This window comes from Paucibacter sediminis (assembly GCF_030254645.1).
In the GTDB taxonomy this organism is placed as follows: Bacteria; Pseudomonadota; Gammaproteobacteria; order Burkholderiales; family Burkholderiaceae_C; genus Paucibacter_B; species Paucibacter_B sediminis.
On the sequence record NZ_CP116346.1, the window covers coordinates 1,918,718 to 1,931,547 of the forward strand.

Genomic DNA, 12,830 nt, shown 5'->3' on the forward strand with positions numbered 1-12,830 from the left:
CAGGGAGTTCAGCATATGCAAGCATTGAGAAACCGTTCCATCGCGACACGGCTGCGGCTGGGGTTTGCGCTCCTGATACTCGTCAGCATGGCGGTGGCCCTGTTCGGGCGCCTGGCGCTCAGCCAGGTGGGGCTGCGGATGCAGGCGCTGACCGAACAGCATCTGGTGGTCGTCGGCCTGCTTGGCCAGATCAAGGACAACGTCAACGTCACCGCCCGTGCCGCGCGCAATATCGCCCTGCTCAGCGACGCCGCCGCCAAGCAGGCCGAGAAGGCGGTGATCGACGCCAACCGCAACGACACCCGGGGCCTGCTCAAGCAACTGGAGGATCGCCTTGCGGCAGAGGCCGGCGGGGCCTTGCTGAAGCAGGTCACGGCGACGCGCCAGGCCTATGTGAAGGTGATGGACCAGGCCATCAGCGAGGGCCTGGCCGGGCACAACGAGGCCGCGCGCGACCTGCTGGTGGGCGAGGTCTCGCAGACGCAGACGGCCTACTTCGGCAGCCTCAACGAGCTGGTCAAGTTGCAGCGCCAGCGCATGGATGAGGCCAAGCAGGAGGCCGACGCCACCATCGCGCGCGCCGGCCTGGCGATGCTGGGCCTGCTGGGCTTGGCGGCCATGTGCGGGCTGGTGATCGCCAACTGGCTGGCGCGCAGCGTCACCCGGCCCTTGCTGGCGGCGGTGCAGGTGACCCAGCGCATCGCGCGCGGCGACCTCAGCTCGCGCATCGTGGCCGAGTCGGACGACGAGGTGGGCCAGCTGAGCCGTTCCCTGCATGCCATGCAGGAGGCCTTGCGCAGCCTGGTGGGCGTGGTGCGTGCCAGCAGCGACTCGGTGGCCACCGGCGCCGGCCAGATCGCGGTGGGCAACGGCGATCTCTCGCAACGCACCGAACGCCAGGCCAGCAGCCTGCAGCAGACCGCCGCCTCGATGGAGCAGCTCTCCGGCACGGTACTAGGCAGCGCCGAGACGGCGCGCCAGGCGAATGCCTTTGCCGCCGTCGCGAGCGGCGCGGCCGAGCGCGGCGCGGCGGTGGTGGGGCAGGTCATCACCACCATGGACGGCATCAACGCGGCCTCGCGCCGCATCGGCGACATCGTCGGCGTGATCGACGGCATCGCCTTCCAGACCAATATCCTGGCCCTGAACGCCGCCGTGGAGGCGGCCCGTGCCGGCGAGCAGGGGCGCGGCTTTGCGGTGGTGGCCGCGGAGGTGCGCAATCTGGCGCAGCGCTCGGCCAGCGCGGCGCGCGAGATCAAGTCGCTGATCGCCACCAACGAAAGCACGGTGGAGGCCGGCTCGCGCCTGGTGGGCGAGGCCGGCCACAGCATGCGCGACATCCATGCGCAGGTGGCGCGCGTGGTGGGCCTGATCGGCGAGCTGGGCGCGGCGGCCGAGGCACAGAGCCGCGACATTGTGCAGATCAACCAGGCGGTGGCGCAGCTGGACGAGTCGACCCAGCAGAACGCGGCGCTGGTGGAGCAATCCGCCGCCGCGGCCGACAGCCTGAGCCAGCAGGCGCGCGTGCTGGTGGATGCGGTGAGCGCCTTCAGGCTGGAGCTGGCTTAGACTGCCGGCGATGTTGCGCCACGGTCTGATCGCTACCCTGTTGCTGGCCGGCTGCGCCGCGATGGCGCAGACCCCGCCCTGCCTGATCGTCTACGGCCATGGCCGCAACCTCGGCAGCGAGGCGGAGAACCTGGCCTGGGACCGCCTCAATCTGCGCTTCAACCAGCAGGTGGCGGCCAGCCTGGATGCGGCCGGCCGGCGCGTCGTGCCGATGCTGCTGCGCGTCGGCAGCAGCGATCTCGCCGCCACCCTGGAGGCGGTGCTGGGCGAGGCGCAGCGCCAGGGCTGCGAGTTGGTGGTGGACACCGCCGTGTTTGCCGACGATGCGAACGCCGCCCTGGTATTGCGCCTGCGCGTGCACCCGCTGCTGCCGGCCCTGGGGCCGCGCGCCGGCGCACGCCTGCCGCGCGTGGGCGAGGCCATCTACACCAGCCAGCGCGATTTCGATTTCAGCCCGCGCGTGCTGGAGCGGCTGAAGCTGGATCAGCTGGCGCAGGAAATGACGGCCGGCTACCTGGCCGACACGGCCGCCAAGCCCTGATCCGCCAGGCCCTCCAGATGGGCCGCGTCGGCCCAGCCGAGGATCTCAAAGCGCGCGGCGCCGGCATCGTCCAGGCGCACGCGCACGCGGTTGATGCCGGTATTCGGAATGGCGCATTCGCGCGGGCCGTGCAGGGGCAGGGCCTGGGCGTGGCGCCACACCATGTCGAGCACGCCGCCATGGGTGACCACGGCCAGGGTCTGGCGCGGGTGCGCCACCGCCAGCTGGCCCAGCGCGGCGATGACGCGCTGGAAGAAATGCTGGCGGCTTTCGGCGCCACCCGGCAGCGCGTAATCGGGCTCATGGCGGGCCCATTGCGCGAACTCCTCGGGATGGGCGCGGCGGATGTCGTCGAAGCTCATGCCTTCCAGAATGCCGAAGCCCTGCTCGCGCAGCGCCGCCTGCCGCTCGGTCTGCAGGCCCAGGGCATGCGCCAGCGGCGCGGCGGTCTGCAGCGCGCGGCTCAGATCGCTGGCCACCAGGGCCTGGATGGGCTCGGCGCGCAGGCGCGCCGCCAGGCGCTCGGCCTGGGCCAGGCCATGGGCGTTCAGCGGCACGTCGATCTGGCCCTGGAAACATTGGCGGCGGTTCCAGTCGGTCTCGCCATGGCGTATCAGCAGCAGCTCGGTCATATGACTTCGATTGTGCGGCATTGGTTCTTTCTGCTGAAATGCGGCCCATGCAGACACTCACCATCAGCGACGACAAGGCAGCCCTGGACCTGGACCTGCTGCACCGCTTTCTGAGCCAGGAATCCAGCTGGGCGCGGGGCCTGCCGCGCGCCACCATGGAGCGATCGATCGCCAACTCGCTGTGCTTTGGCGCCTATCTAGAGGGCGAGCAGATCGGCTTTGCCCGCGTCGTCACCGATGGCGCCAGCTTCGCCTATCTGTGCGATGTGTTCGTGCTGGCCGAGCATCGCGGCCGTGGCCACAGCAAGGCGCTGATGCGGGCGGTGCTGGCGCACCCGCAGCTGCAAGGCCTGCGCCGCTTCATGCTTGCCACCAGCACCGCGCCCTGGCTCTATGCGCAGTTCGGTTTCACGCCGGTGGCCAAGCCGGAGGCGCTGATGGAGCGGCTGGACCGGGACGTCTACAGCCGGCCGGCCTGAGCTAAATCCAGGGCTGCGGCAGCTGTTCGGTGGCGATGGCGCGCTGCACCGCGGGCCGCGCCAGCATGCGCTGCAGAAAGGCGCCCAGCGCCGGCCAGCTGCGCGCCGGGCGCGCGAAGCCGCGCGTCCAGCGGCACAGCATGAAGCTGAAGGGGTCCAGTGCGCTGTAGCTTGCGCCCAGCGTCCAGGGACCCTGGTGGCGCTGGAACTCGGCTTCCAGGAGGTCCAGCAGGCCGCCGGGCGCGCTGATCTGCGCCTCGGCATGGGCCTTCACCTGGGCCACGCCGGCGGCGTTGCCCTCGTCCACCCAGCGCTCCGGGTAGTAGTAGGCCATCAGCAGCGGCTGCAGGGTGTTGGTGAGCCACATCAGCCATTTGTAGGCCTGCGCGCGTTCGGCCGTGCCCAATGCCGGCAGCAGCCCGGCCGCCGGGTGGGTGTCGGCCAGGTGCAGCAGGATGGCGGCGGTTTCCGACAGCACCAGCTCGCCATCCACCAGGGTCGGGATCAGGCCCATGGGGTTGAGCTTCAGGTACGCGGGCGACTTGTGTGCGCCCTGGTCGCGGTCCACCAGCTTGAGTTCGAAGGGCAGGCCCAGTTCTTCCAGCAGCACATGCGGCGCGAAGCTGGCATTGCTGGGGTAGTAGTGCAAATGGATCATGGTGGCGCCATCCTAGCCTGGACGCGCCGGCATTGCGGCGCCTCAATATGGTGACCATGGCCCGACCTATATTGAATCTGGACCCGCGTCCGGGTCCATGCCCGAAAGGTGGCGACCATGAGAACGCAGATCGCAATTGCCGCATTGATGCTGGTACCCGCATTGGCCATGGCGCAGGCCGCACCGGCCCAGCTGGAGCCCGTGAAGGTCAGTGGCACGGTGGCCAAGATCGTGTTGCCGGGCAAGGCCTACAAGCTGCAGGCGAGCGAATTCAAGAGCCTGGCCGGCCAGTACGAGCTGGCCGACGGCAAGACCCTGACCATGTCCGGCACGGCCAAGCATATGTTTGCGCAGATCGACGGCATGCCGCGCGCCGAGCTGGTGGCGGCCTCGCCCGAGACCCTGGTGGCCAAGAACAAGCAGATGCGCATCGAGTTCGGCACCACCGCCAACGGCATCGTCAGCGAGGTGGTGGTGACCTATATCGCCCCCACCGAAACCAAGGGCAGGCGCAAGGCTTCCTAGAGGCTGCAGCCCGCCTCCGCGCCCGAGCCGGCCGACGAACTGCTGAGCGTGACGCCGTAGCGTTCGGCGGTCATGTGCGCCAGGATGGACAGCGCGATCTCGGGTGGCGTGCGTGCGCCGATGTGCAGGCCCACCGGGCCGTGCAGGCGCGCCAGCTCGGCCTCGCTGAGGCCGAAATGCTCGGCCAGGCGGGCGCGGCGCTTGGCTTGGTTGAGGCGTGAGCCGATCGCGCCGACATAGAAGGCCGGGCTCTTGAGCGCTTCCATCAGCGCCAGGTCGTCGAGCTTGGGGTCGTGGGTCAGGGCCACGATGGCGCTGTGGCCATCCGGGGCAAAGGCCAGCACGCAGTCGTCGGGCATCTCGCGGGTGATGCGGGCGCCGGGGATCTCGGGCTGGTATTCGTCGCGCGGGTCGCACACCAGCACCTGGTAGTCGAGCGCCAGCGCGAAGTTGGCGAGGTACTGGGTGAGCTGGCCGGCGCCGATGACGAGCAGGCGCCATTGCGGGCCGTGGTGGGTGATGAGGGTGGTGGCGCTGAGTTGCACCACATCGGCACCGGCCTCGGGCGCATGCAGGCTGACGGCGCCGCTGTGCATGTCCAGCACGCGCCGCACGCGAGCGCCGGCGGCCAGCTTGGCGAGCAGGGCCTGCACCTGCGAGGCCGGCCCCAGCGGCTCCAGCACCAGTTCCAGCGTGCCGCCGCAGGGCAGGCCGAAGCGCGTGGCCTCCTCGGCGCCCACGCCATAGCGGATCAGCTCGGGCTTGCTGAGCCGCAGCGCGCCCTCGCGCAGCTTGGCAACCAGGTCGTCCTCGATGCAGCCGCCCGAGACCGAGCCGGCGATCTGGCCATCGTCGCGCACCGCCACCAGCGAACCCACCGGCCGCGGTGCCGAGCCCCAGGTGCGCGTGATGGTGCCCAGCACCACGCCGCGCTTTTCATCATCCAGCCATTGCGCCACCTGACGCAGCACCTGCAGATCCACGTTGTCCATTGCAGCCAACCCCTTGCTATCGCAGCAGTGTGCCAGCTTGACGCACAACCCAGGGGTGGCGGGCTCTATGGATGGGCATACAGGAGGGATAACGGTAGCTGTTCGGGCAGTGAATCCCCGCGAGCATGGGGCTTGTCCGCTGACCCCTACAAGGAGACATCATGAGCCAGAAAACGACGCTCAAGGTCAACGGCAAGACGGTGACGCGCGAGATCGCGCCCGACCGCTTGCTGGTGCAATTCCTGCGCGAGGATCTCGCGCTCACCGGCACCCATGTGGGTTGCGACACCAGCCAGTGCGGCGCCTGCACGGTGCATGTGAACGGCCGCGCGGTGAAGTCCTGCAATGTGCTGGCGGTGCAGCTGAACGGCGCCGAGATCACCACCATCGAGGGGCTCGCGGCCGCGAATGGCGAACTGCATCCCATGCAAGCCGCCTTCAAGGAATGCCATGGCCTGCAATGCGGCTTCTGCACCCCCGGCATGGTGATGAGCGCGGTGGACCTGGTGCAGCACCATGGCTGCAGCAGCGAGGCGCAGATCCGTGAGGGCCTGGAGGGCAATTTCTGCCGCTGCACCGGCTACCAGAACATCGTGCGCGCCGTGCAGCTCGGCGCCCAGGGAATGAAGTGAGGAGCCAGCCACCATGAACGCACCCCAGCAAGGCCTGATCGGCCAAAGCGTGCGCCGTCGTGAAGACGCGCGTTTCCTCACCGGCCGTGGCCAGTACACCGACGACATCGTGCTGCCGCGCCAGACCTTCGCCTACTTCCTGCGCAGCCCCTATGCGCATGCGCGCATCAAGAGCATCAACGCCGCCGCGGCCAAGGCGGCCAGCGGCGTGCTGGATGTCTACACCGGCGAGCATTTCCGCAATATCGGCGGCCTGCCCTGCGGCTGGCTCATCAACAGCCTCGATGGCTCGCCGATGAAGGAGCCCAAGCATCCCATCCTGGCCGATGGCAAGGTGCGCTATGTGGGCGACCAGCTGGCGCTGGTGGTGGCCGAGAGCTATGCCGAGGCCAAGGCCGCGGCCCAGCTGATCGAGGTCGACTATGAAGACCTGACCCCGGTGGTGGATGCGGCGGCCGCCAAGGGCGCGCCGGCCAGCGTGCACGACGAGGCGCCGGACAACGTCTGCTACACCTGGGGCTGCGGCGACAAGGCCGCCACCGATGCGGTGTTTGCCAGCGCGCCGCACATCACCAAGCTGGAGTTTCGCAACAACCGGCTGATCCCCAACGCGATCGAGCCGCGCGCCGCCAATGCCAGCTACAACCCGGGCGACGAGAGCTGGACGCTTTATGTGGCGAACCAGAACCCGCATGTGGAGCGCCTGCTGATGTGCGCCTTCGTGCTGGGCATCCCCGAGCACAAGGTGCGCGTGGTGGCGCCCGATGTGGGCGGCGGCTTCGGCTCCAAGATCTTTCTCTATGCCGAGGAGACCGCACTCACCTGGGCCAGCAAGCAGCTGGGCCGGCCCATCAAGTGGACGGCCGAGCGCAGCGAGAGCTTTCTGAGCGACGCCCATGGCCGCGACCATGCCACCGTGGCCGAGCTCGCCACCGACAAGGACGGCCATTTCCTGGCCATGCGCGTGCACACCACCGCCAATCTGGGGGCCTACCTCTCCACCTTTGCGTCCAGTGTGCCGACGATTCTGTACGCGACCCTGCTGGCCGGCCAGTACACCACGCCCAAGATCTATGCCGAGGTGACGGGGGTGTTCACCAACACCGCGCCGGTGGACGCCTACCGCGGCGCCGGCCGCCCCGAGGCTACCTATGTGGTGGAGCGGCTGGTGGAAACCGCGGCCCATGAGCTGGGCCTGGACCCGGCCGAGATCCGCCGCCGCAACTTCATCCACAGCTTCCCCTACGCCACCCCGGTGGGCCTGACCTACGACACCGGCGACTACGACGCCACGCTGAACGGCGTGATCGAACTCGCCGACGTGGCTGGCTTTGCGGCGCGCAAGGCGGTCAGCGAGGCCAAGGGCCTGAAGCGAGGCATCGGCTACTCCACCTATATCGAGGCCTGCGGCCTGGCGCCATCGAACATCGCCGGTGCCCTGGGCGCGCGCGCCGGCCTGTTCGAGGCCGGCGAGGTGCGGGTCCATCCGACCGGCAAGGTCACCATCTTCACCGGCTCGCATTCGCATGGCCAGGGCCATGAGACGACCTTCGCGCAGGTGGTGGCCGACAAGCTGGGCATCCCGATCGACGATGTCGACATCCAGCATGGCGACACCGGCAAGGTGCTGTTCGGCATGGGCACCTACGGCAGCCGCTCGCTCTCGGTGGGTGGCACCGCCATCGTCAAGGCGGTGGACAAGGTGATCGCCAAGGGCAAGAAGATCGCCGCGCATCTGCTGGAGGCGGCCGACACCGACATCGAGTTCGAGAACGGCGTGTTCAAGGTGGCCGGCACCGACAAGAGCGTGCCCTTCGCCTCGGTATCGCTCACCGCCTACGTACCGCACAACTACCCGCTCGACAAGCTCGAGCCCGGGCTGAACGAGAACGCCTTCTACGACCCCACCAACTTCACCTACCCGGCCGGCAGCTATGTCTGCGAGGTCGAGGTGGACCCGGCCACCGGCCAGGTGCGGGTGGACCGCTTCAGCGCGGTGGACGACTTCGGCAATATCGTCAACCCGATGATCGTCGAGGGCCAGGTGCAGGGCGGCATCGCGCAGGGCATCGGCCAGGCGCTGCTGGAGCATGGCATCTACGACGTGGAGAGCGGCCAGCTGCTCACCGGCAGCTATATGGACTACGCCATGCCGCGCGCCGACGACCTGCCCAGCTTCCAGATCAGGACCGCCAAGGGCACGCCCTGCACCCACAACCCGCTGGGGGTGAAGGGCTGCGGCGAGGCCGGCGCGATCGGCTCGCCTCCGGCGGTGATCAACGCCATCTGCAACGCCATCGGCGTCAAGGATGTGCCCATGCCCGCCACGCCGCATGCCGTCTGGCAAGCCATCCAAGCATCGCGTTGAAGGAAAGGGGATCACACATGAGCTTCAACTACACCCAAGCCGCCACCCTGGCCGATGCGGCGCGCGCCGCCGCCGCCCTGGATGCCAAGATCATTGCCGGGGGTCAGTCCTTGCTGGGCGCCATCAAGCTCGGCCTGGCCGCACCGGCCTCGCTGGTGGACCTGAGTGCGCTGGCCGATCTCAAGGGCATACGCGTGGACAACGGCCGCGTCGTGATCGGTGCGATGAGCACCCATGCCACCGTGGCCGCGTCCAAGGAGGTGCAGCAGGCTATTCCCGCGCTGGCCGATCTGGCCGGCCATATCGGCGATCGCCAGGTGCGCAACCGCGGCACCCTGGGCGGCAGCCTGGCCAACAACGATCCGGCGGCCTGCTACCCCGCGGCCGTGCTGGCCCTGGGCGCCACCATCCATACCGACAGGCGCAGCATCGCCGCGGACGATTTCTTCAAGGGCCTGTACGAGACCGCGCTGCAGGAGGGCGAGATCATCAGCTCGGTGAGCTTCCCGGTGCCGCTCAAGGCGGCCTGGCAGAAGTTCAAGCAGCCGGCCTCGCGCTTTTCCATCGTCGGCGTGTTCGTGGCCAAGACGGCAGCGGGCGTGCGGGTGGCTGTCACCGGGGCCGGGCCCTGCGTGTTCCGCGCCAGCACCATCGAGGCGGCGCTCGCCAGCAGCTGGAGCGAGACCTCGGCCAAGCTGGTGTCCATCAAGCCCGACGGCCTCAACAGCGATCTGCATGGCTCGGCCGCCTACCGCGCCGCGCTGATCCCGGTGCTGGCCGGTCGCGCCGTGGCAGCCGCAGGCTGATGGCGGCGCTGCCCTCCAGCATCGACGACTGCGCGGCCGGCCTGCTCGCCCACGACTATGTGGCCGAGCGCGAGCTGGCCTGCGCGGTCTTCCTGGCCTTGCGCCTGCAGCGCCCGCTGTTCCTGGAGGGCGAGCCCGGCACCGGCAAGACCGAGATCGCCAAGACCCTGGCGGCGCTGCTGGACCGGCCCCTCATCCGCCTGCAGTGCTATGAGGGCCTGGACATGGCCAGCGCCGCCTACGAGTGGAACTACGCGCGCCAGATGCTGGAGATCCAGGCGGCCAAGGAGGGGCAGAGGCTGAGTTCCGACGAGCTCTTCACCCGCCGCTTCCTGATCCCGCGCGCGCTGCTGCAGGCGCTGGAGATGCCGGGCCCGCCGGTGCTGCTGATCGACGAGCTGGACCGCGCCGACGAGCCCTTCGAGGCCTTTCTGCTGGAGCTGCTGAGCGATTTCCAGCTCACCATTCCCGAGCTCGGCACGGTCAGCGCGGCCGCGCCGCCCATCGTCGTCATCACCTCCAACCGCACGCGCGAGATCCACGACGCGGTGAAGCGGCGCTGCCTCTACCACTGGGTGGGCTTTCCGGATGCGGCGCGTGAGCTGGCGATTCTGCAGCGCCGCGTGCCCGGTGCGGGCGAGGCGCTGGCGCGCCAGATCGTCGGCTTCATCCAGGGTCTGCGCGGCATCGATCTCTACAAGCTGCCCGGCATCGCCGAGACCATCGAATGGTCGCGCGCGCTGCTGGAACTCAACGCCCTGGTGCTGGACCCCGAGACCGTGCACATGACCCTGGGCGTGCTGCTCAAGTACCAGGACGACATCGCCAAGGTGCAGGGCTCGGAGGCGGCGCGCCTGCTGGAGCAGGTGCGCGTGGCGACGCATGGCTGACCATCTGGCAACAAACGTCGTGCACTTCTCGCGCGTGCTGCGCGATGCGGGCCTGCGCGTGGGCACCGATCGCATCGAGCTCTGCCTGCAGGCCCTGCAGCTCGGCGGCATCGCCTCGCGGCGCGACTTCAAGGCCACGCTGGCGGCCTGCCTGCTGGACCGCCAGGAGCACCGCGCCCTGTTCGAGCAGGCCTTTCACATCTTCTGGCGCGACCCCGACCTGATGGGCCGGGTGATGGCGATGCTCTTGCCGCGTGCCCAGGCCAAGCCGGGCACACCGCCACCGCCCGAGAACCGCCGCCTCGCCGACGCGTTGTTCCCGCAGGCGGCGAAACTGCCGCAGCCACCGGCGGAGGAACAAGCACGCATCGAGCTCGACGCCACGCTCACCTGGAGCCAGCGCGAGCTGCTGCGCCAGCGCGACTTCGAGACCATGACGGTTGCCGAATGGGCCCAGGCCAAGCGGCTGCTGGCGCAGCTGCAGACCTTGTTTCCGCGCCGCCCGACGCGCCGCTGGGCGCCGGCCGCGCAGGGCCGGGTGGCCTGGCGCGCCAGCCTGCGCGCTTCGGCCCGGGGGCCGGGTCTTGCCCTGCGGCGCGAGCGGCCGCGCCTGCGCGTGGCGCCGCTGCTGATCCTGGCCGATATCTCGGGCTCGATGAGCCGCTATTCGCGCATGCTGCTGCACCTGGCCCATGGCCTGGCCAACCCGCAGCAGCAGCGCCATGCGCCGCGCGTCGCGAGCTTTGTGTTCGGCACCCGGCTCACGCCCATCACCCGTCTGTTGCGCCAGCGCGACCCTGATCTGGCGGTGGCCGCGGTGTCGCGCCGCGTGGCGGACTGGTCGGGCGGCACGCGCATCAGCGCCTGCCTGCATGAGTTCAACCAGCATTGGGCGCGGCGCGTGCTGCCCGCCGACGCCACCGTGCTCTTGATCACCGACGGGCTGGAGCAGGGCGCTGACGACGACCCGCGCTGCGAGGCCCTGGCCCGGGAGGCAGCGCGCCTGCGCCTGCGCTGCCGCCAGCTGATCTGGTTGAATCCGCTGCTGCGCTATGAGGGTTTCGAGCCCAAGGCCGCCGGCATCCGCGCGCTGCTGCCGCAGGTGAGCCAGCACCTGCCCGCCCACAACCTCGCCAGCCTTGAGCAGCTGGCGGCTATGCTGAGAACACCATGAATCTCATCGGCCAGGAAACCCTTCCCGTCACCCAGGCCCAGGCCTGGGAGGCGCTCAACAACACCGAGATGCTGAAGGCCGCCATCAGCGGCTGCGAAGCGCTCACACCGATCGGTGAGCATGAGTACGAGGCCCTGGTGGCGGTGTCCATCGGCCCGGTGAAGGCCAAGTTCAAGGGCAAGTTGAGGCTCTCCGATCTGCAGCCGCCCAACAGCTACCAGCTCGCCTTCGAGGGCTCGGGCGGCGCCGCCGGCCATGGCAAGGGCCAGGCCCAGGTGCGCCTGGAGGCCCAGGGCCCGGCGCAAACGCTGCTGCACTACGAGGTGCAGGCCAGCGTGGGCGGCAAGATCGCGCAGATCGGCTCGCGCCTGGTGGACATGGCGGCGCAAAAGATGGCGGGCGACTTCTTTGCCGCCTTCAACGCCGCGCTGCAGGCGCGCTACGGTGTCGCGGTGGCTGTTGAAGCGGCAGCGCCGCCCAGAAGCCGCTTCCAGCGCCTGCTGGACTGGTACCTGGGCTGGCTGGGCCGCATCTTCACCGGCAAGCTCTGAGAAAGGCTCAGGACAGCCGCTCGCGCAGCACTGGCGTGGCCTGCTCGATCGGTGCCAGCAGCAGCGGCCAGATGCGTTCGCCCAGCTCGCGCCTGAACATGCCGAAGTGGCCGATCGCGCGCAGGCCCAGGCTGCGCGGGTCCAGGGTGTGGCGTTGCACCGCGGCGCTGCGGAACTGGCGCGCCAGATGGTCCACCGCGGGGGGCGGGGCCGAACAGGCTGTCGTCGCTGACGTTCCACAAATGCACCGGCCCGGTGTAGCGGTGGTGGCCCAGCTGGCCCTGCAGGCTCGGGTCGCTGAACATATAGCCGCGGCGCCGGCCCCAGCGCGCCCAGTCCAGCGCCGCCGCCTTCGGCAATGCCTGGGCGCGCGCGCCCAGCAGCCAGGCCGGGCCATGGCCCAGCAGATGACTCAGGCCGGGCAGCAGGGCGTGGAAGAACAGCATGGCCTTGGCGCGCTGCAGGCCCGACCAGAAGCGCCAGTCGGCCGCCTGCGCCGCCACACCCAGCAAGGCATCGGCGCACTCGAAGCCGGGCGCCATGCCCACCGCGTTGCCGCCGAAGGAATGGCCGATCGCCAGCAGCCCCAGCGCCTGGCCCTGGCTCTGCTGCGCCTGCTGGCGGCGCTTGTCGGCGGCGCGCAGCGCGGCGGCCATGTCTAGGCCGGCCCAGTCGCGCAGGCCGGCAGCCTCGTCCCTGACGCGGCCCTGCAGATTCGTGCCGATGCCGCGGTAGTCATAGCTCAGCACCGCATAGCCGCGCCGGGCCAGCCATTCGGCAAAGCCGCGGTAATAGGGGCTGGCCACCGCCATCGCCGGGCTCACCACCGCCACCGCGCGCAGCGGGCCGGCCGGTTCATGCCAGGTGGCTTGCAGCAGGCGGCCGTCGCTGCAGCGCAGCTGGGTGGGGGTGGTGCTGATTTCCGTTTCATTGCGCATGCAGACAGTCTAGGTTGGTGACAATCCAAGGAATAGACTCGCATCCGACGACACATTGATTCCGGATTGTTGACA

The 12,830-nt window shown here is 69.4% G+C and carries 14 protein-coding genes; 10 read left to right on the forward strand and 4 right to left on the reverse strand.

The window, feature by feature from the left end:
- The first annotated feature begins 15 nt into the window (after nucleotides 1–15).
- Together PFX98_RS08750 and PFX98_RS08755 are read left to right on the forward strand one after the other, a co-directional pair.
- Entirely contained in the window at nucleotides 16–1,569 is a 1,554-nt protein-coding gene (locus tag PFX98_RS08750; protein ID WP_285234812.1) for a methyl-accepting chemotaxis protein, read from the forward strand.
- Nucleotides 1,570–1,579: 10 nt separating this feature from the next.
- Nucleotides 1,580–2,110 carry a hypothetical protein gene (locus PFX98_RS08755; RefSeq protein WP_285234813.1) on the forward strand — a complete coding sequence of 177 codons (531 nt, stop codon included), beginning with the start codon at nucleotides 1,580–1,582 and terminating at the stop codon, nucleotides 2,108–2,110.
- On the opposite strand, the gene PFX98_RS08760 is transcribed toward PFX98_RS08755, so the two are convergent.
- Nucleotides 2,080–2,742: a histidine phosphatase family protein gene (locus PFX98_RS08760; protein WP_285234814.1), complete on the reverse strand. Its 663-nt coding sequence runs from the start codon at nucleotides 2,740–2,742 to the stop codon at nucleotides 2,080–2,082. The genes PFX98_RS08755 and PFX98_RS08760 overlap by 31 nt on opposite strands.
- A gap of 47 nt (nucleotides 2,743–2,789) precedes the next feature.
- Here PFX98_RS08760 and PFX98_RS08765 point away from each other — a divergent pair, with 47 nt between their 5' ends.
- Nucleotides 2,790–3,221, forward strand: coding sequence for a GNAT family N-acetyltransferase (locus tag PFX98_RS08765; protein ID WP_285234815.1), 432 nt, complete (start codon nucleotides 2,790–2,792; stop codon nucleotides 3,219–3,221).
- A gap of 1 nt (nucleotide 3,222) precedes the next feature.
- On the opposite strand, the gene PFX98_RS08770 is transcribed toward PFX98_RS08765, so the two are convergent.
- Nucleotides 3,223–3,879: a glutathione S-transferase family protein gene (locus PFX98_RS08770; protein ID WP_285234816.1), complete on the reverse strand. Its 657-nt coding sequence runs from the start codon at nucleotides 3,877–3,879 to the stop codon at nucleotides 3,223–3,225.
- 117 nt (nucleotides 3,880–3,996) lie between these two features.
- Here PFX98_RS08770 and PFX98_RS08775 point away from each other — a divergent pair, with 117 nt between their 5' ends.
- Nucleotides 3,997–4,404, forward strand: coding sequence for a hypothetical protein (locus PFX98_RS08775; RefSeq protein ID WP_285234817.1), 408 nt, complete (start codon nucleotides 3,997–3,999; stop codon nucleotides 4,402–4,404).
- Here PFX98_RS08775 and PFX98_RS08780 read toward each other — a convergent pair.
- Entirely contained in the window at nucleotides 4,401–5,396 is a 996-nt protein-coding gene (locus tag PFX98_RS08780) for an XdhC family protein (protein WP_285234818.1), read from the reverse strand. The two genes, PFX98_RS08775 and PFX98_RS08780, sit on opposite strands and share 4 nt — an antisense overlap.
- 161 nt (nucleotides 5,397–5,557) lie before the next feature.
- Between PFX98_RS08780 and PFX98_RS08785 the strand changes: the two genes are divergently transcribed.
- Genes PFX98_RS08785 through PFX98_RS08810 form a run of 6 tightly spaced genes read left to right on the forward strand, consistent with a single transcriptional unit; the run spans nucleotide 5,558 to nucleotide 11,817 of the window.
- Nucleotides 5,558–6,028, forward strand: a complete 471-nt coding sequence (locus tag PFX98_RS08785; RefSeq protein WP_285234819.1) for a (2Fe-2S)-binding protein — start codon at nucleotides 5,558–5,560, stop codon at nucleotides 6,026–6,028.
- A 13-nt stretch (nucleotides 6,029–6,041) separates the two neighbouring features.
- Nucleotides 6,042–8,396 (forward strand): xanthine dehydrogenase family protein molybdopterin-binding subunit, encoded by a 2,355-nt coding sequence (locus PFX98_RS08790; protein ID WP_285234820.1) that lies wholly within the window; start codon nucleotides 6,042–6,044, stop codon nucleotides 8,394–8,396.
- 17 nt (nucleotides 8,397–8,413) lie between these two features.
- A complete protein-coding gene (locus tag PFX98_RS08795; RefSeq protein WP_285234821.1) occupies nucleotides 8,414–9,202 on the forward strand; it encodes an FAD binding domain-containing protein in 789 nt (262 codons plus the stop codon).
- Nucleotides 9,202–10,092, forward strand: a complete 891-nt coding sequence (locus PFX98_RS08800; RefSeq protein WP_425334679.1) for an AAA family ATPase — start codon at nucleotides 9,202–9,204, stop codon at nucleotides 10,090–10,092. Before PFX98_RS08795 ends, PFX98_RS08800 begins: the two co-directional genes overlap by 1 nt.
- Nucleotides 10,085–11,266: a vWA domain-containing protein gene (locus tag PFX98_RS08805; protein ID WP_285234822.1), complete on the forward strand. Its 1,182-nt coding sequence runs from the start codon at nucleotides 10,085–10,087 to the stop codon at nucleotides 11,264–11,266. Before PFX98_RS08800 ends, PFX98_RS08805 begins: the two co-directional genes overlap by 8 nt.
- Nucleotides 11,263–11,817 carry an SRPBCC family protein gene (locus tag PFX98_RS08810; protein ID WP_285234823.1) on the forward strand — a complete coding sequence of 185 codons (555 nt, stop codon included), beginning with the start codon at nucleotides 11,263–11,265 and terminating at the stop codon, nucleotides 11,815–11,817. Before PFX98_RS08805 ends, PFX98_RS08810 begins: the two co-directional genes overlap by 4 nt.
- Here PFX98_RS08810 and PFX98_RS08815 read toward each other — a convergent pair.
- Nucleotides 11,706–12,755 (reverse strand): alpha/beta hydrolase family protein, encoded by a 1,050-nt coding sequence (locus tag PFX98_RS08815; protein ID WP_285234824.1) that lies wholly within the window; start codon nucleotides 12,753–12,755, stop codon nucleotides 11,706–11,708. The genes PFX98_RS08810 and PFX98_RS08815 overlap by 112 nt on opposite strands.
- Nucleotides 12,756–12,830 lie beyond the last annotated feature (75 nt).